This window comes from Sedimentibacter sp., assembly GCF_038562225.1.
In the GTDB taxonomy this organism is placed as follows: domain Bacteria; phylum Bacillota; class Clostridia; order Tissierellales; family Sedimentibacteraceae; genus Sedimentibacter.
The window spans coordinates 258145-277841 of the sequence record NZ_JBCFAS010000002.1 but is presented as its reverse complement, the minus strand read 5'-3'; the positions used below and the strand labels follow the sequence as shown (position 1 = coordinate 277841).

Annotated in this window: 18 protein-coding genes; 15 read left to right on the top strand and 3 right to left on the bottom strand. The window is 38.6% G+C overall.

What is annotated here, in order from left to right; all coding sequences use genetic code 11:
• The 14 genes from AAGU76_RS07850 (at position 1) to frlD (ending at position 15860) form a co-directional block, all read left to right on the top strand.
• On the top strand, positions 1 to 1185 hold the full coding sequence (locus AAGU76_RS07850) for an MFS transporter (RefSeq protein WP_342484921.1): 1185 nt from the start codon (positions 1 to 3) through the stop codon (positions 1183 to 1185).
• Positions 1175 to 2371: a M20/M25/M40 family metallo-hydrolase gene (locus AAGU76_RS07845; protein WP_342484920.1), complete on the top strand. Its 1197-nt coding sequence runs from the start codon at positions 1175 to 1177 to the stop codon at positions 2369 to 2371. The genes AAGU76_RS07850 and AAGU76_RS07845 overlap by 11 nt, the downstream gene beginning before the upstream one ends.
• Before the next feature lie 25 nt (positions 2372 to 2396).
• Positions 2397 to 3530 carry a M20/M25/M40 family metallo-hydrolase gene (locus AAGU76_RS07840; RefSeq protein WP_342484919.1) on the top strand — a complete coding sequence of 378 codons (1134 nt, stop codon included), beginning with the start codon at positions 2397 to 2399 and terminating at the stop codon, positions 3528 to 3530.
• A 395-nt stretch (positions 3531 to 3925) separates the two neighbouring features.
• Entirely contained in the window at positions 3926 to 5887 is a 1962-nt protein-coding gene (locus AAGU76_RS07835) for a flavocytochrome c (protein ID WP_342484918.1), read from the top strand.
• A 284-nt stretch (positions 5888 to 6171) separates the two neighbouring features.
• On the top strand, positions 6172 to 6489 hold the full coding sequence (locus AAGU76_RS07830; RefSeq protein WP_342484917.1) for a type II toxin-antitoxin system RelE/ParE family toxin: 318 nt from the start codon (positions 6172 to 6174) through the stop codon (positions 6487 to 6489).
• Positions 6490 to 6797: 308 nt separating this feature from the next.
• A complete protein-coding gene (locus AAGU76_RS07825; RefSeq protein WP_342484916.1) occupies positions 6798 to 8243 on the top strand; it encodes a sensor domain-containing diguanylate cyclase in 1446 nt (481 codons plus the stop codon).
• Positions 8244 to 8497: 254 nt separating this feature from the next.
• Positions 8498 to 9229 carry a GntR family transcriptional regulator gene (locus AAGU76_RS07820; protein WP_342484915.1) on the top strand — a complete coding sequence of 244 codons (732 nt, stop codon included), beginning with the start codon at positions 8498 to 8500 and terminating at the stop codon, positions 9227 to 9229.
• Positions 9230 to 9275: 46 nt separating this feature from the next.
• On the top strand, positions 9276 to 10376 hold the full coding sequence (locus tag AAGU76_RS07815; RefSeq protein ID WP_342484914.1) for an ABC transporter ATP-binding protein: 1101 nt from the start codon (positions 9276 to 9278) through the stop codon (positions 10374 to 10376).
• A gap of 13 nt (positions 10377 to 10389) precedes the next feature.
• Positions 10390 to 11259 (top strand): ABC transporter permease, encoded by an 870-nt coding sequence (locus AAGU76_RS07810; protein WP_342484913.1) that lies wholly within the window; start codon positions 10390 to 10392, stop codon positions 11257 to 11259.
• Positions 11260 to 12162 carry an ABC transporter permease gene (locus AAGU76_RS07805; protein ID WP_342484912.1) on the top strand — a complete coding sequence of 301 codons (903 nt, stop codon included), beginning with the start codon at positions 11260 to 11262 and terminating at the stop codon, positions 12160 to 12162.
• Positions 12083 to 13150, top strand: coding sequence for a spermidine/putrescine ABC transporter substrate-binding protein (locus AAGU76_RS07800; protein ID WP_342484911.1), 1068 nt, complete (start codon positions 12083 to 12085; stop codon positions 13148 to 13150). The genes AAGU76_RS07805 and AAGU76_RS07800 overlap by 80 nt, the downstream gene beginning before the upstream one ends.
• A 24-nt stretch (positions 13151 to 13174) precedes the next feature.
• A complete protein-coding gene (locus AAGU76_RS07795; protein WP_342484910.1) occupies positions 13175 to 14170 on the top strand; it encodes an SIS domain-containing protein in 996 nt (331 codons plus the stop codon).
• Between the two features lie 66 nt (positions 14171 to 14236).
• Entirely contained in the window at positions 14237 to 15058 is an 822-nt protein-coding gene (frlC, locus tag AAGU76_RS07790; RefSeq protein ID WP_342484909.1) for a fructoselysine 3-epimerase, read from the top strand.
• Between the two features lie 7 nt (positions 15059 to 15065).
• Complete coding sequence (frlD, locus tag AAGU76_RS07785) at positions 15066 to 15860, top strand: fructoselysine 6-kinase (RefSeq protein WP_342484908.1); 795 nt, start codon at positions 15066 to 15068, stop codon at positions 15858 to 15860.
• A 143-nt stretch (positions 15861 to 16003) separates the two neighbouring features.
• Here frlD and nhaC read toward each other — a convergent pair whose 3' ends face one another.
• Entirely contained in the window at positions 16004 to 17413 is a 1410-nt protein-coding gene (gene nhaC, locus AAGU76_RS07780; protein WP_342484907.1) for a Na+/H+ antiporter NhaC, read from the bottom strand.
• Positions 17414 to 17739: 326 nt separating this feature from the next.
• On the opposite strand from nhaC, the gene AAGU76_RS07775 reads away from it, so the two are divergent.
• Positions 17740 to 18342, top strand: a complete 603-nt coding sequence (locus AAGU76_RS07775) for a hypothetical protein (protein WP_342484906.1) — start codon at positions 17740 to 17742, stop codon at positions 18340 to 18342.
• Between the two features lie 75 nt (positions 18343 to 18417).
• Here the strand turns inward: AAGU76_RS07775 and AAGU76_RS07770 are convergent, their stop codons facing one another.
• Both AAGU76_RS07770 and AAGU76_RS07765 read right to left on the bottom strand, forming a co-directional pair.
• Positions 18418 to 19014 (bottom strand): chromate transporter, encoded by a 597-nt coding sequence (locus AAGU76_RS07770; protein ID WP_342484905.1) that lies wholly within the window; start codon positions 19012 to 19014, stop codon positions 18418 to 18420.
• A complete protein-coding gene (locus AAGU76_RS07765) occupies positions 18998 to 19597 on the bottom strand; it encodes a chromate transporter (protein WP_342484904.1) in 600 nt (199 codons plus the stop codon). The genes AAGU76_RS07770 and AAGU76_RS07765 overlap by 17 nt, the downstream gene beginning before the upstream one ends.
• Positions 19598 to 19697 lie beyond the last annotated feature (100 nt).

Below are 19697 nucleotides of genomic sequence, written 5' to 3'. Positions count from 1 at the left end.
ATGAAAGATAAAAAAGCTTTTGCAATACTATCAGTTTCCACGATAACAATTCTAGGCAGCTTAGCCGTAGCACCTGCTCTTGGAGGAATTAAGAGTGCATTTCCACAAATGAGCGATGAGCAAATTCAACTGATACTTACAGTAACACCGCTGTTTATAATTCCGTCATGCTTTCTGTGCAGGTATTTTACTGAAAAGATGGGAATGAAAAAGGTATTGATTCTGGGAATTGTTTTATACCTGATAGGTGGCGTAGGGACTGGACTGATGCCAAACTATTATATGATGCTTGCAGGCAGAGCTGTCCTGGGAATCGGCTGCGGATTGGTCACACCGATGGCACAAGCATTGATAAGCGCTAATTTTTCAGGATCTAAAAAGGAGCGTTTAACGGGATATTCAGCCTCTGCATCATACCTGATGGGAATTATTTCTTCTGTTATAGTTGGAAAACTGGTAGGTATTCATTGGAGGCTCGCTTTTGCCATATATTTTGTTGCATTGATTACGCTGGTGCTAATACTAAAATATCTTCCCGATGATTCAACAGACAGAAAATGCATTAATGTGAAAAAAGCAAGGCTGATATTTAACTGGAAGGCTTTTCTGGTAATTGTGGGCATGGGACTGATAAATGCAGCATTTTATACATTTTCAGTAAGCATATCATTGTTTATGAAACAGGAAGGAATCGGGGGGACTTCGAGTTCAGGTTATGTTGTAGCCGCATTCATGCTCTTTGGATTCCTGACAGGCTTAATTACAGATAAACTTAGAAATATTTTCAAACAGTTTAATTTTGCCTTGGCCTGCATTATGATGGGTACAGGATATGCAGGCCTGGCAGTATGTTCCGACATGATTCTCATAGCAGTGTTCGCTGCACTGATTGGTGGCAGCTACAGCATTTTTTATTCCGGTGTGTTTCTTAAAATAGGCCAATTATCAAGAACGAAAGAAGAAAACACAAGTTTGGTTACATTTACCACAGCCGGTATGTTTATTGGCCAGTCCGTGTCTGTCTATTTATTGCAGTTCGTAGAATGGATATCACGACAAAGCGGCTACCGGTTTCGCTTTGAATTCCTAGCGGCAGCGCTTGGCGCTGTAGCAACATGGATTATAATTGAAGGAATTTATATAAGAAAGGATTTTGAAAACCGTGCAGGCATTATTGAAAAATGATAAAGTACTTAAGGCAATTCAGTTCATAAAAGAAGATGATGGCAGAACATTAAAGGAACACCTGGAACTATGCGAAATACCGGCACCTTCCCACAATGAAGGAATGCGAGCCGTATATGTGAAAAATAAATTTGAAGAGATAGGTCTGGACAATATAAGAATTGATGAGGTATTCAATGTCATGGGAACAATATCCGGAACGGGGAATGGACCGGTTATCATGCTGGCAGCCCATACGGATACAGTCTTTCCAATAGAAACAGATGTAAAGGTTAAAAAAGAAGGAAATGTTTATTACTGTCCGGGCATAAATGATGATACCAGAGCAGTTGCCGAGTTGTTTACCATAGCACGTGCGATGAAAGCTTGCGGAATCCAGGCTCAGGGAGACATAATTTTTTGTGCAAATGTGTGTGAAGAAGGACTGGGTGATTTAAAAGGAGTAAAACATATTTTTAAAAACAAAAATTTTATTGATGCATTTGTTTCAATCGACAATCCTGTGACAGGAGGAATAGTATATACGGCTACCGGCAGCCATAGATACGAGGTCACTTTCAGGGGGTGCGGGGGCCACAGCTTTGCAGATTTTGGTTTGCCGAATCCAATACATGCCATGGGAAGGGCTGTAAACACCATAGCGCAGTTTCAGGTTCCCGGGATTCCAAAGACGACTTTTAACGTGGGAATTGTACAAGGAGGAACATCTGTCAATACAATTTCTGCATCCTGTTCAATGCTTGTTGATATCCGTTCCGACAGCAGTGACGAACTGAACCGGCTTAGCCTGGAGCTTCAAAAGGCAGTTGATTTAGCGGTACAGGAAGAAAACAAGAGGTGGGAATCCAGTGAAAGTGTTGCTGCTGAAATTAAAATGAAAGGCAATCGCCCGGCAGGAATTCAGCCAAAAGATTGCACCATTGTAAAAACTGCATGGGAAGCAGCAGAATTGCTTGGAATCGAACCGGAGCTTCGTGATGAAAGCAGCACAGATGCCAATATTCCAATTAGTATGGGAATTCCTGCTATTACAGTGGGACGGGGAGGAAAGGAAGGGAAGGTTCATACAATTCATGAATGGTTTGAACCGGAAGATGCATATTTAGGACCTCAGAAGGACCTTCTTTTGATTCTTGGACTGGCGGGACTGGATGGCTGTCTGAAACATCGCATAAAAAAACTGTAATTACTGTAGAGGATGGTAAGAAATTATGGAACAAGAACAGATTATCAAAGACTATGTTGATGTTCACATGCAAGAGGCAATTGAACTTCTGGAAAGGCTGGGGAGAATTCCTGCACCAAGCCATCATGAAGAAAGACGAGCAGAGTTTTGCAGGCAGTGGTTTATGGAGCAGGGGGCAGAAAAAGTTTGGATTGATGAAGCTAAAAATGTTATATGTTCTGTGGATTGTGACAAACATGAAGATATAGTTGTGTTTATGGCACATACGGATGTTGTGTTTCCTGACACCGAAGAACTGCCTATGCGAAGAGAAGGGGAAAAGTTGTATGCACCCGGAATCGGAGATGATACAGCCAATCTGGTAAATCTTATGATGGCAGCAAAATATTTTTTAAGCCATAAGATTTCAACTAAGAAAGGTGTTTTGTTTGTTGCTAATTCCTGCGAGGAAGGGCTGGGAAACCTGGATGGATGCAAGGAAATATTTAAATGTTTCGGTAATCGCATTACGGAATTTTACTCCTTTGACGGATATCTGTCCCAATGTACAAGCATACCGGTGGGCTCCTACAGGTACCGAATTTCTGTAAAGGCCGATGGAGGTCATTCATATCTGGACTTCGGCAATGAAAATGCGATTCATACAATTTCCTCAATCATACAGAAGCTATATGAGGTGGAAGTTCCCACAGAAGAAAAGACAACCTACAATGTCGGATTTATCGAAGGCGGAACAACGGTTAATTCAATTCCGCAGGAAGCAGCATTTATCTATGAATATCGCTCTCCCAGTCAGGAGTGCCTGTCTGAAATGGAAGAAAAATTCAACAGAATCATCTCTGATTTTATAAGTGCAGGTAAGGATGTCAACACAGAGATATTAGGAATTCGTCCCGGAAAAGGGAAGATGAACGATGAGCTTTTCAAAGCATGGACTGATAGCAATATTTCAACCATTAAAAAGTATTATGACGGCCCCATGGATTTGCAGCCATATTCCACTGACGGAAATATACCTCTTTCAAGAGGAGTGTTTGCCAATACAATTGGGACGATTGTAGGTGGAGAGGCACACAAGAGGGAAGAATGGGTGGATCTGGACAGTTTAACTGCTGGAATGAGCATAGCGCTTGATTTAATGTTAAAATATACGAAGTAAACCTAAAGACTAAAGCATTCAGCAGTGTGAATTGCCAGACAATTTGCACGCTGAATGCTTTTCATTATGTAGAATCCATGGACGAGAGATTAATGACAAACATATATCAAATCTTCCTCCCTTTCGACAAATGGGGTAAATTGTCGAAAAGTTAATTGATGATAAAAATTAAGACGCGTTCAGCTGAAATGAGGATGTACAGGCTATAGTACCGATTATGTTGCTTCAGCAGATGAATTGTTTATTTATTGACAAAAAGGTGAAGTGCTATAGAATTATAGTGTGATGATTTGTATTATTACAAAGCAGAGTTTATAAACATCAAAAAATAGTTTTTACCGATGTGACTTATAAACTCTTATCAACTGAAACAAGTACATAATTGGGAGGAGAAAATGAGTAAAAAAGTTCTATCAATCGTATTAGTAATCTGTATGCTGCTGTCTGCGATGTCCGGGTGTTCAAAGCCGGCTGAACAACCTGCAGCTCAGCCAGCTGAACAGGCTGCTCAAGAACCGGCAGGTATGAAGGATGGTACGTATACTTCAACAGTCAACGGAATGCACGGACCTTTGTCGGTAGAGGTAAAAATCAGCAACAATGCCATAGCTGAAGCAAAAGTCACCGGACATATGGAAACTCCGGGTGTTGGCGAAGTTGCCGTCAACCAGATACCAGCCGCCATAGTTGAAAAACAGTCTTTGGCTGTGGACGTGGTTTCAGGTGTTACCATCACAAGCCGTGCCATACTCAGTGCTGCTGAAGAATGCCTGGTTCAGGCAGGTGCTGATGTAGCTGCAATAAAGGTTGCAGGCGAAAAACCAGCTCCAGGTAATATTGAGGAGACAGCTGATGTAATTATAGTTGGCGGAGGCGGAGCAGGTTTGTCAGCTGCTGTAGCTGCTACCAACAATGGTGCCTCTGTTATACTTATCGAGAAAACTGGTTTCCTGGGCGGCAACTCAATAGTTGCAGGCGGTATTTACAATGCGCCTGATAATGAACTTCAGGACTACGCAGAAGAAAAAAGATCTGATAGTTTAGAGACTCTCATTACATCTGCAGTCTCAGAAACTCCGGTCAATGATGAACACAAAGCTTTGATGGAAGCTGTAAAAAAAGAATATGAGGAATACTTAAAGACTGATAAGACACTGTTTGACAGTCCAGACTGGTTTGCACTCCAGACATGGAATGGCGGTGACAAGATTGCCAATTTAAGACTGGTAAAAATCCTTACATCTAGTGCTTATGATGGATTAAAATGGCTGGAAAGTATGGGAGCTGAGTTTAGTCCAATAATTACGCATGGAGGCGGTTCACTGTATCCAAGAACACATTCATCAACATCGCCGAATGGAACTGCATATATTAAGGCGTTTACAGATGACCTTGAAGGCAAAGATAATTTCAAAAAAATAATGAACTGCACCGGTAAATCACTTATAACTGAAGGCGACAAGGTTATAGGAGTTATGGCTGAAGGCAGTGATGGAAGCAAGTACACTCTTAAAGCAAACAAAGGAGTAATTCTGGCTACCGGAGGATTTGCAGGAAACGTAGAGTTGAGGCAGGAATATTGTGAAGGCGAAAAATGGCCTGATTTAGGACCTAACGTTCCTACATCCAATATGCCCGGTGTTACAGGAGACGGAATATTTATGGCAAGAGATGCAGGAGCAGAGCTCATAGACATGGATCAGATTCAGCTTCTTCCATACTGCAACCCACAAACGGGTGCAACATATGACATTGTTATGGGAATTGGAAGCGCATTGTTTATCAATAAGGAAGGGGAACGTTTCGTAAGAGAGGACGGCAGACGTGATGAAATGTCCAAGGCAATAATCGCTCAGACAGACGGTGTTATGTACATGCTTCAAAGTGCAGACGGTATACCTGATCCCAAAACACAAAAAGCATTGGGAGGACAGCTGTTATCTTACTATCTTGATAATAATATTGCAGGATATGTTTCAGGTGACACACTGGAAGAACTTGCAGGTAAATTAAATGTACCTGCTGATGCACTTAAGAAAACAGTTGAAGACTACAACAGCTATGTAGATTCAGGAAAAGCTGATCCGTTTGGCAGAGTATCATACAGCGGAAAGCTTGAGAATGGTCCATATTATGCGTATCCACGTAAACCTGCCGTTCATCATACAATGGGCGGTGTAAGAATCAACGAGAATGCAAATGCATTAAGAGCTGATGGTACTGAAATTGAAGGATTGTACTGTGCAGGTGAAATTACCGGAGGTATTCACGGCGGAAATCGTCTTGGCGGTAATGCCATAGTGGACTTCGTTATATTTGGAAGAATAGCAGGAACTTCTGCTGCAAATAATAAATAATTGATTGCTAGATGCCCTGGTTGCTTGAACTGCTCTCCCGTCAAGTAGACAATTAAAAAAATATAAATCTTTTCTGCCAGCTGGTAATACCTACTGGCAGTTTTTATGCTGCTTTCATGTACAGTTCATGTTTTTCCATTGGTGTTAGCACACCCAACTATTTATTGATGCTGAGAAAAGAATGAAATCTGCAGCAGAAATTGATTTTATAGTCATGAACAACTTATGAAAAAACTCAATATACAAAAAGATGAACTTAAAGATATTGAGTTGGAAATTGAATAATGGCTTGGAAAATTGAATATATCCAGGAAGCGCAAAAAGATATGACAGAGCTTGATCATTCACGGAAATTACATGTTCTTAAGGCAATTGAAAAAGTTTCTGAAAATTCACTACCAAGTTACGAAGGCGGCTATGGTAAGCCTTTAGGAAATAATTCAGTAACTAAACTTGCAGGTTATTATAAGATAAAACTACTCAAGCTTGGAATCAGAGTTGTATATAATCTTGAATTTAAGGATGATGTTATGAGGATAATTGTAATTTCTGTTCATGCAGAGGATGCAGTTTACAAATTAGCAGACAAAAGAATAAAGTAAGATTTTTGCCGGCTACAAAGGCGAAGCCGAAGGGAATGTCATCAGTTACGCCAAAAGTTACACTGATAGTGATAAATCAATCATTACTGTTCACATGCTAGCTACAACAATCTAAAAAAATCCAGCATTCAGATATACGTTTTTTGAATGCTGGATTTTTAATAAAAACAGTCCTGCCCCCGGTATTATTGATTATGCAAGAGTTATAAAATAATAAACTGTCATGATTCGATTTTATTAATGTTTTTATGACATAAAATGGTCTATTATGATATAATATGAATGATAAATCAACATAGGAGACAGAAATGATAAAGAATTTCAAATACAAAATTAATTTACTTGTAAGTGCAATCATTATATTAGGATTTGTAGCAATTATTATTGTTAACTACAATAACTACAGTAAAATTATAAAAGATGATATTAAAAATATATCTAAACTTACATCAACTAATATATATTCTGATATTAATAGTGAATTAACAAAACCCATCTTCGTATCTTTAACCATGGCGAATGATTCTTTTTTAAAAGATTGGTTATTAGAGGAAAACACGATGATTGATGATGAGGTACATTTATTGAAACTACAAAATTATTTAAAAGGTTTTGAAGTTAAGTACGGCTATAATTCTGTATTTCTTGTATCTAATAAGACCAAGAGATATTATCATTATGCAGGCATACTTAAAACCATTGATGAAAAAAATGCGCATGATCAATGGTATTTTAATTTCATTAATGATAATAAAACAAATGTTCTTGATGTTGATAATGATGAAGCTGCTAACAATACTCTGACTGTTTTTGTAAACTGCCGTATACAAGACGAAAACAATGTTTTAATGGGCGTTACAGGTGTTGGATTAGAAATGAATCAAATACAGACAATGCTTATGTCTTTTGAGGAAGACTATGGGTTAGAAGCATTTTTAATTGATGAGAATGGCTTAGTACAAGTACATACTACTGATAGCTATATAGAAAAATACAATATTTTTAGCGACCGATCGATGAAATTACTGAAAGATGATATAGTTAATAATAAAACAACTCTCGAAACCTTCCCTTATAAAGAAGCTGGTATCGATGGATATCTGATTACTAGGTATATTGATGATTTAGGATGGTATTTAGTTGTTAAAAAGGATACCTCAGTTTTAAAGAAAACTTTCATGTCTCAATTATTTGATGAGCTATTAATACTTATAGTAGTAATAGGTGTGGTAATTTTAATTATAAATAGTGTTATTAAAAGATATGGAATTCAGATTGCAAAAATGGCTAATACTGATTCTCTGACAGAGCTTCTAAATCGTAGAGGCTTTGACGAAGCATTGAGTTCACTTTTTATAAACTTTAAAGCCAACGACTCTTCTATGTTCGTTTTTGACATCGATGATTTTAAAATCATTAATGATACCTATGGTCATATTTTTGGTGATCGTGTCATTTGTCTTATAGCAAGCTATGCTTGTGAAATCATTGGAAAAAAAGGTATAATTGCAAGATGGGGAGGCGATGAATTTGCAGGTATTTTACAAGGCAACTTCGAAGAGTCTAAAAAAATTACAAAGTTGATCACAGAAAAAATCAGTCAAGACATAGAACTTAAAAAATATAAAATTACAATTAGTTTAGGATTAACACATGTAGAAAAATTAGACACAGCAAATAATTTAATGGTACGAGCTGATAAAGCACTATACGAGGCAAAAAGTAATGGAAAAAATCAAGTTTATATATTATAAAGTAACTACTCAAGATTCTTAATGTATCAGTGCCAAGGAATATCGGTACAAGGCATATTTCACTAACGTTTAGGATTACACAATAAATTTTCGGTGGACGCTATCTGTCCCTGCTGACAACTATCGACCACAAATGGCAGCCTTTCAACATTTTTTAAGGCTGTCTTTTAATTTTATCTTGCATAGATTGTCCTGCTGTGATAGTATTAATCAAGTGGTATATACAAGTATACCACAATGAAAGGATAGAACATATGAAACAGAAATCATATATTCCCCCGGTGTACATACAAATAAGGGATATACTCATTGAAAAGATAAATTCCGGAGAGTTGGAGAGCGGCAGTCAGCTGCCATCTGAAAGGGAAATAAGCGAAACGTACAATATAAGCAGAATGACGGCAAGGAATGCGTTAACACAGCTTGTGGATTCCGGATACGCTTACAGGGCAAAAGGCAAAGGCACTTTTGTAAGGCTTCCGAACCTGGAAAGAGATTTTGTCAAGCTCAGCGGTTTTTCTCAAATGCTAAGGTCCAAGGGAATAAAGCCAAGCAACAAGGTTGTGAAATCAGGAGTGATTGAAGCTGATAAAAAAATTGCCTCGCTGCTGGAAACCACCATCGGAACAAAGGTCTATGAAATAGTCCGTGTAAGATACGGAGACAACATACCTCTTGCTTTGGAATATTCGTACCTGCCCGTGAGTCTTTTTGACAACCTTCTTCAGTACGACTTTGAAAACAATTCCTTGTACAAAGTCATCGAAGAAGTGTACAAGCATAAGTTGAAATTTTCCAAGCAGTGGATAAGGATAACCACCTTATATAAAAACGAAGCGAGAATGCTGGACGTTGCAGAGCATACACCTGCATTTTTGCTGGAATCCATTTCTTACGACATGGATGAAAGAGTCGTGGAAGCAACAAGGTCCCTGAACATAGGAGACAGGACCACGTTTTATACGGAGCTTTGGCCGACGTTGTAGTAAAAAATAATTCATAAAAGTAAATGCTTAAATTAAGAGGTGTAAGATGTCTGATTCTGTTTTAACTTCAGCAATGTCTGATTCCGAATCTATTGTTTCATTGATAGATGTTGAAAAAAGTTTCGGGAAAAACAAGGTTGTAAAGAAAATGAATATTGAAATAAAGGCAGGAGAATTTATTACTCTTCTCGGACCTTCAGGCTGCGGGAAAACCACTACCCTCAGAATGATTGCAGGTTTTGAGGAAGCTTCTTCCGGAGTTATCAAGGTTCAGGGAGTGAGTGTTGAAGACAAGGAGCCTTTTGAAAGAGATGTAAACACAGTCTTTCAGAACTACGTTCTTTTTCCGCACATGACGGTATTTGATAACATAGGCTACGGACTTAAAATAAGAAAAAAACCCAAGGATGAAATAGCAAAAAGAGTTAATGAGATGCTGGATCTCGTACAGCTTAAAGGATATGAAAATAGGAAGCCTGATGCTCTTTCCGGAGGTCAGAAACAAAGAGTTGCAATAGCCAGAGCCCTCATAAACAATCCAAAGGTACTGCTGCTTGACGAACCGCTGGGAGCTCTTGATTTAAAGCTTAGAAAGCAGATGCAGGTTGAGCTTAAAAGGCTGCAGAAAAAGCTTGGAATAACATTTGTTTATGTAACTCATGACCAGGAGGAAGCTCTCACCATGAGCGACAGAATAGCCGTAATGAATGAAGGCGTCATAGAACAGCTTGCTACGCCGCAGGAAATTTACAACAGGCCGCTCACAAAATTTGTGGCAGGTTTTATCGGTGAATCCAACATTTTTGACGGCAAGGTCACCGGGCATCACGATGGAATCCTTGAAGTTGATACTGCAGCAGGGACCATGAAAGTCAAAGGAAACGGATTTGAAGCAGGAGAAGCAATCCATGTGTCCATAAGGCCTGAATTTGTGAAGGTGAGTGCTGAACAAACAGAAGGATTTAATCTTAAGGGAATTGTCAAGGACTTTACATACATGGGAACCGTTGTAAAGACATCCGTTGATTTGAAAGACAACACTGAAATAAAGTATTCACGCTTTGAGAAGGATGAAGATTTCAAAGAAGGGGATACCATATATATTTACTGGAATCCTGAAAGAGCTGTAGCCATAAAGGCTAAGTAGCATGGAGGATACTATGAATCAGAAAAATACTTTTAAGCGAAAAACACTGCCGGCCTTAGCCATGGCCGGACCGGTTTCTTTATGGATGATTTTGTTTGTGACACTGCCAATGCTGTTCATCATTTACATAAGCTTCATGTCCAGGGGAGTGTTCGGTGATGTTGTTTATGAATTTTCACTGGAAAGCTTTAAGACGCTGCTGGATGCCACATACTTCAAGGTTATAGTGAAATCCATAAGAGCGGCATTCACCACTACTGTGCTGTGTCTTCTCATAGGATATCCCTTTGCGTACTACATAGCCAAAAAACCTAAGGAAACGGCTTCAAAGCTCATAATGCTCATCATGATCCCGTTTTGGACAAACTCTCTCATGAGACTCAACAGCTGGCTTCTGTTGTTTCAGACAAGCGGACCTGTAAACAGCTTCCTTCTGAGCGCAGGCCTCATAGCAAAACCCATGAGTTTCGTGTATACTGACGGTCTTGTAATGGTGGGGATGATAACAAACATGCTTCCATTTGCAGTGCTTCCCATGTACAGCTCCATTGAAAAGCTGAGCAATTCACTTCTGGAGGCATCGGCGGACCTGGGAGCTTCAAGGCGAACCACATTTTTCAACATAACGCTGCCCCTTACTTTCCCGGGGATATTCTCCTCAATAATACTGGTATTCATACCTTCTCTGGGGATATACACCGTAACGGACATGCTGGGGGGAGGAAAAGTTCTGTACATAGGCAATATAATAAAAAATCAATTCGGGTCCATAAGAAACTGGCCTCTGGGGGCTGCCCTTTCTGTACTGTTGATTGTCATTACGGGACTGCTGATATTTATATACACCAGATTTGCAAAAATTGAAGACATGGAGGTGTTATAAATGAGCATTACAAAAAAACAAAGAAGAAAAAGGCTGGAAGAAGCCATAGGAGCAATTTACTCCGTTGCCATATACGCCATTTTGTATATTCCGGTATTCGTAATGATGATGTTTTCATTTAACAACCAGAGATACAACTATTACTGGAACGGCTTTACAACGCAGTGGTATTCAAAACTGTTCACGAACTCAGCCGTAATCGGAAGCCTCTGGTACTCGGTGGTGATTGCAGTGCTGGCAACCGTGATTTCCGTAACCATAGGAACAATCGGTGCATTGGGACTAAAGAAATATGAGTTCAGGGGAAAGAAATTCATCAACAACATGCTGTACATACCCATAATAGTTCCCGAAATTGTCATGGCCGTTGCACTTCTGATCATATTTATGAAAATAGGAATTGCTCTTGGAATGGGAACCATACTCATTGGTCACTGCACGTTCTGCATTCCATATGCGGTGGTTACCATCAAAGGACGAATCAGCGGCGACGGTTACAGCCTTGAAGAGGCATCAATGGACCTGGGGGCCAACAGAGTTCAGACATTTTTAAATGTCACCCTTCCCAGCATCATGCCGGGAGTAATGAGTGCGGCTTTTCTGTCATTTACTCTTTCAATAGATGACGTAGTAATGAGCAACATGCTGGCAGGCGCAAAAAATTCAACGCTGCCGGTTTTGATTCTTTCAATGAACAAGACAGGGGTAACTCCTGATGTGAATGCACTCACAACAATCATGATTCTAGTCATTGTAGCAGCAATGATTTTGAATAATTTAATTAAAAATGCGTTAAAAAACGCAATAAGGCGGAGGCGACAATATGAAGAAAGTAATTTCCATACTTTTAACCATGGTATTGATCATGGGGCTTTTCACAGGCTGCGGAGGAAGCAAGACTGAGCCGGCAGCAGAGAGCGGCAAGGCAGCAGCTCCAAGCACAGAGCTGAACATTTACATGTGGCAGCAATACATATCAGATGACCTGATAGCAAAATTTGAGCAGGAAAACAACGCAAATGTAAATCTGTCCTACATGAGCGATAATGCTGATGCAATCACAAAGCTTACAGCAGGCGGAGGACAGGAGTATGACCTTATCATGACATGTGATGCATATATGGAATCCCTGGTAGACGGTGGATATGTTGAGAAGATAAACTTTGCAAACATCCCAAATGCATCAAACATCAACGAATCATACTGGACTGCAAAAGAATACTGCGTACCGTATCTCATGAACTATATTTACGTAGTTTACAACAAGGATACATGCCCGGTTGAAATAAAAAGCTACAACGACCTTATAAACCCTGCACTGAAGGGACAGATAGCAACCATAGACGGAGCCAGAAACCTGTTCCCAATAGCGCTGATTGCACTTGGATATGACCCTAACTCAACAAATGAAAAAGAAATAGCAGAAGCGTATGAGTGGCTTGTAAAATACAACGAGAATGTTGTTGCATATGGAAATGCTGAACAGAACCTTACAAACGGAACTGCATCAGTGGCTTTCACCTATGACGGAAATGCTTCATGGGCTATGTCAGAGCTTGGAGACAAGAACAATCTTGTAATAGCAGATTTCGAAAAAGATCCTGTACAGCTTGGTTTTGACCTTTATGTAGTTCCAAAAGGAGCCAAGCATGTGGACCTGGCTGAGAAATTCCTAAACTACATCACAGATCCTCAGGTAATGGCTGCAAACCTTGTGGAATATCCGTATTCATGTCCTAATGACGCTGCAGTGGAAGCAGCTTCCGACACATACAAGAACGACCCTGCAAGAGATTTCGACTACAAGGAAAATGTGTTTTTCCAGCAGGATGTTGGCAATGCAATAACAATATACAATGATTATTATCAGAAATTAAAAGTTGGGGAATAAATTAAGATTTGGGAGAACAGAATAATGTTAAAATTTGACGAACAGAAACAGTTGGACAGCGTAAATGGTGCATTGGCTCTTAGAGGTGACATAGAATCCATCGTAGACGGAATATGCAATCAGGGATATAAAAATATCTGCTGGCTTGGCATAGGAGGCACATATGCGTCCTGTCTGCAGGCTGAAGTGCATATGAAGGAAAAATCAGCAATAAACTTCTTTGTTGAAAATGCAGCAGAATACATCAAGACAGGAAACAAAAAGGTAGGAGAAGGCACAGTAGTGATTATATCTTCTGTTACGGGAAGCACGGCGGAAATGGTTGAAGGAGTAAAAAAGGCCAAAGACGCAGGTGCCAAAGTAATAGCCTTTGTTGATTATCCGGAAACAAAGCTGGCCAAAATGGCAGACTACCTCATTTCATATCCTAAAAATGAGCAGCTCAAGTTCTTCATGACAGCCGACAGATTCATGTACAATGCCGGAGAATTTGATGAGTACCATGAGCTTTATGCCGAGCTTGACCAGCATCTTGCCCAAGGTCTTGTTGATGTTGAAAAAGCAGCTGATGAGCTTGGTGAGAACATAGCGAGAAAGCATATGAATGACAGCATACATTATTTTGTTGGAGCAGGAAATCAATATGGAGCAACATATTCCTATGCAATGTGCTTCTGGGAAGAGCAGCATTGGATTAGGACAAAATCCATTCACAGTGCAGAATTTTTCCACGGTATGTTTGAAATAATAGACAGGGATACTGCAGTGACGGTATTCATAGGCGAGGATTCGCAAAGACCGCTCAGTGAAAGGGTTGCAGCATTCCTGCCTCGAGTATGCGCAAACTACAACATAATTGATACAAAGGATTACGAGCTGAAGGGCATAAGTGAAAAATTCAGGGGAAATCTATCTCACCTTTTAATGAGGGCAATAACCACAAGAATAGATGTTCATCTGGAAAAACTGAACTGCCACCCTATGGAAATCAGACGATATTACAGACAGCTTGATTATTAATGGCTATCTGCGTACATTAAAGATGCAGGCTGCTTTTGCAGCCTGTTTTTTAAAATGGAGGAGATTATGAAGGTTGGAATGTTTACGTCCGGATACCAGCGAAGCGATATGGAGGAAATCTTCAGGGACGCTAAAAGATTCGGGTATGATTATATTGAGCTGTGGGGAGGACGCCCTCATGCATATGCCTATGATTTAATGAGAGGTCAAATAGATAAGGTGCTGAACCTCAGGAACAAATATGAAATTCCCATAAAGGTGTACACACCGGAGCACAACGCATATCCGTACAATTACATGATTGGTGATGAATATCAAAGAAAAGAGTCAATGGAGTATCTTAAGACTGCTATCCAAATGGGGAAATCTCTTGGTGCGGAGTATACTGTAATATCGGCCGGTCATGCGGGCTATAATGCAACCAAGAAGGAAATTTGGGAAAGGCTGTGCAAAAGCATGAGAGAGCTGGCGGACTATGCTCAGGAAATAGAGCATATGCTTCTTATTGAAGCCCTTACTCCGTTTGAATCCAATGTATGCACGACAGCCAACGACCTTTGTGACATAATTAAATACATAGATTCACCGTATTTTGGAGCCATGCTGGATGTTGTTCCTCCATATGTACAGCATGAAAGCATAATGGGTTATTTCCACAAGCTTGGAAATAAGCTTAAGCATCTTCACATAGTGGACAGCGACGGAAAAAGCGATACCCACCTTGTGCCCGGAGATGGAAACTTGCCTCTTAAGGAACTTATAGAAGAGATTCAAGCGTATGGGTACGACGGAGGGGCAACCATCGAGCTTGTCACTGCATACATCAATGAACCATCCCTTTATGCAAGACAGGCAATAGACAGATTCAGAAAAATTACAGAGCGTTGAGGATATTATGGAAAAAGAAATAAAAATAGCTGCAGTGGGCGACAACTGCATAGATGTTTATGACAATACAGGTGAGTTCTATCCCGGCGGAAATCCTGTTAACGTGGCAGTGTATGTGAAAAGGATGAACGGAAATTCATCATACACAGGCGTTGTGGGCAATGATGATTACGGAAAATTCATGATAGATGCCATAAAAGCAAAAGGAGTGGACACATCCCACATCAGGATACTAGAGGGCAAGACTGCAGTAACACATGTTGAACTTAAAGACGGCGACAGGGTTTTAGGAGAATACGAAGAAGGTGTAATGGCAGATTTCAGGCTGACAGAAGAAGACATAGATTTCTTGTGCAGCCATGACCTTGTTGTAACCGGAATCTGGGGAATGATAGAATCTGAGCTTCATAGAATCAAGGAAAGAGGAGTACCTGTTGCCTTTGATTTTGCAGATAAGATAGATCATGACATAACAAAAATTGCTTTGCCGTTTGTGGATTACGCATTTTTTTCCTGTGACCAGAAGAGCATAGAAGAGCTGCATGAATTTATGAAGATGATAAAATCCAAAGGACCAAAATTAGTGGTGGTCACAAGGGGAGAACAAGGAAGCATTGCTTATGACGGTAATGTGTTCACTCAGTTTGGAATAATAGAGTGTGAAGTCGTGGACAGCATGGGCGCCGGAGACAGCTACATAGCAGGATTTCTTTTAGGCCTTCTCCAGGAAAAATCAATGGAAGAGTGCATGGAAAAAGGAGCACAATGCAGCGCCGAAACCATAGGTTACCACGGGGCATAGTAAAAACTCTGGGGACAGACCTTTCAGTTGAGAGGAAACATAGGGGACGTTGATACGTCCCCATTAGCATGTAAGAACACTGAAAAAGTGTCTAGTCATGAAACGATAAATCTGATTCAGTGTTTTTAAATAATCAACAAATATTATTTGGTTTTTGAAATAAATAAACCTGTATAACCAAATATTATAGCAAATACAACACTCATGTAACACATAATAGCCCACGGTAAATAGTCTAATGTTGATACGCCTAAGGTCGTTGCCATGTATGTTCCGGCAATAGACCATGGAACTAATGGAACAACGCAAGTTCCGGAATCTTCTAATGTTCTGGATAAATTCTTAGGATGCAATCCTTTTTCTCTATATAATCCTCTAAACATCTCACCGGGAATTAATATAGCTAAATAAGAACTACCTGTTACGATGGACATTAAAATACATGATAATGATGTGGAAAGTATTAAGTCACCTGTTGATTTTACATATTTCATTATATTTTCAAGAATGACTTCCATAGAACCTGACTTACTAACAATACCAGCAAAGGCGAAAGTTGTGAGTATTAATAGAACAGTTCCCATCATACCTACCATACCGCCACGATTTAATAAAGTTGTGATTTCTTTAATGACATTTGCATTATCAAAGCCGACAGCATTAACCATAGAAACGTTAAAACCATTTAAAATGGCTGTAAATACATTCTTTATTGAAAAGTTCTGTATTAGAATACCCAGTAACGCAGCTACTGTAGAAGATAATAGCATAGTTGGAATTGTAGGTTTCTTTTTGTATGCACCATATAAAATTATTATAGGTGGTAACAGTAATAGTATATTCCAATTAAACATTATATCTAAAGTTGTGAGCATCATTAGAACCTTTTCAGGACTAGCTATTGAAGAATCAGAAGTGTTAATTCCAATTATTAAATAAACTATAAGACCTAAAATTGTTCCCGCACCAGTTGTAAATAACATATGTTTAATATGTTCATACAATTCACTGCCGGCAGCAACAGGTGCCAGGATTGTTGTATCTGAAAATGGGGATAATTTATCACCAAATACAGAGCCGGCTACAATTGCACCGGCAACAGGAGCAAGAGGTACATTAAGTGCAATAGCAATCCCCATTACAGCTACTCCTGCTGTACCAGCAGATCCAAATGAAGTTCCTGTAAAAGTTGATATGAGTGCTGTTACTAGAAAAGCCGTAGCTAATAAATATTTAGGATTTATAACTTGAATCCCATAATAAATCATCATTGGAATAGTACCAGAAACCATCCAAGAACCAATGAGTGAACCAACACATATCATAACAAAAATTGAAGTTAAGGAACTATTAACTTTTTCACTTATACCATCCATCATGTCTTCCCAAGTTAGTCCTAACCTCTTACCTACCATAGCTGCAATAAATGATGCAATAAGTAGCAGAATTTGTATAGGTAATTTCATCTTGCCATAACCGACGCCAAGAATAAGGAGCATAGATAAAATAGGTAAGATTGCTTCTTTAAAAGTAGGCTTTCTTTTTATATTCATACAAAACCTCCCTGTTTTATATTTTTAACTATCTATATGCAAGTTTATGACAAAAAATGATTTAGTAATAATAAATGGAATGCCAAATAAAATGGTATTAGTGGCATATATAATAATAGTAAACGAATAAGCCGGATCAGAATTTCAATCTGTCTGTTCATTAATTCCAATTGTTTCGTAAAATGTTCAATAAATTCATATGATGTACCAAGAAATATAATGGAGTTATGGGATCAGTGCAGTGATTTTTATAGAAATGCAAAAATAATGAATATTCACCTTATAAAATATATGCTGCAAACAGATCATAAAATGGAGGAATAATTATGAAAGAAGAAAATAGTGAAGTTAAATGTTTTGTTGATAGCTTAAAACTAGATGAAGACGTAAAATTAGAAGAATTTCATAAAGCTGTAAAAAGTGCCTACATGGATAGAACAACTCAAATTTATTTCATCTGGAAAAAGCTAAAGGAATTATATCCTGATGTTGATGCAAATAAAGTTATAAGAGAAGGCTCTTGGGATTTCGGTTTATTTCAAGGTAATCAAATTGCAGACAAATACGGCGCTGACAAAATAGGCCCAAAAGAAGCTATTCTAGGCCAGACATCAAAAGGCGGTTGGCTGGTATTTCAACAAGAAATTACAGAATTTACTGAGGATAAGGCTATTAAAGTCTTTCATAATTGTCCTCATGTAGAAGCACTGGAAAGATTAGGAGTTTCTAAAGAGTTACAAAAAGAGTTTTGCAGAGATATGCTAGGACAATGTGATTATGCTATCTGTTACCCATTTCCAAATGTTGAAATAAATTTTCCAACCACAGTTGCAGATGGTGAAGGATATGGATGTGCAATGACAATAACTAGAATTAAAAATAAGGAAGAGCAAGAAGTAGATTTAGAGAAAAAAGATTGTAAACGCTGAAAAAAGACCGTATTACTTTGCTGCCATATACCTATATAATGGCAGCAAAGTAATACTTTTTAACTTACGCTGACACTATATTAGAGGGATGAAGAAATATATAACTATACCTGCAACTCCAGCTCCAGCAATTGTAAATATCGGATTAGCTTTTAATTTGGCTAGTGCTATGAATGAAATAAGCATAATAATTATTCCACCAAAATCAAAATAATTTACAGGATTGCTGAGGAAGTTGCCAAAAGTTTCTAAAGATATGATTTTATTAAAAATTGCTGTTTCAGCTACAAAAATCCCTGCTGCAGCTATTAACCCCGTAATAACTGGCCTTACACCATAAAACACCATAATATTTATAGGCTTCTTTTGAATTTTGAAGAAAAATCCTGAAACTAAAATAATCAATATCAATGATGGCAACGCAACACCTAAGGTTGCTATTATGCTTCCTAATAAACCGGCAGCTTTATACCCTACAAATGTCGCTGAATTTACAGCGATAGGCCCTGGTGTCATTTCAGCAATCGCAATGATATCTACAAATTCTGTATGACTAATCCACCCGTGATTTTCTATTTCTCTTTGTATAAGAGGAATCATTGCGTATCCACCACCATAACTAAACAATCCGATTTTAATAAAGGAAAATAGCAAATTAAGGTATATCATCATTTTTGACCTCTTTCCTTAAAATTTCATCAGCCTTATTAGGCCACAGCTTGTACACGGCCAACCCAAAAACAGCACCTCCAATTATTACAAATATTGCATGAACATTAAATACTACAACCAATAACATTCCAATAATAGAAATAAGAAAGCCTGTTTTATCACTAATGGAAGTTTTACCTACTTTATATACTGCAAAAAATATCAGTGAAACAACTGCAGGTCTGATTCCAGAAAAGATTGATTTTATAATAAGATTATTTCCAAACTTATTAAAATAAGATGCAATGACAGAAATGATAAAAAAGGATGGTAATATCACTCCCAAAGTAGCAGCTAAGGCTCCTTTTCTTCCATATATTTTAAACCCAATGAAAGTTGCTGAATTTATAGCTATCGCACCTGGAATAGATTGAGATACAGCAAAAATATCTGTGATTTCTTTCCTTTCAATCCACTTCTTCTTTTCAACTATTTCCCTTTCTATTAACGGTATCATTGCATATCCACCGCCAAATGTAAAAAGGCCAATTGTAAAAAATGCAATAAAAATATCTTTTAGTTGCCTAATATCATGTTTATTCATCTATTTTCACTCCATAAAAGTAGTTTTTGATTACATCACATGTATGTCTAATGTTTTCTGTCAACTTGCGAATTATATTACTAAATGACTCACTTGTTTA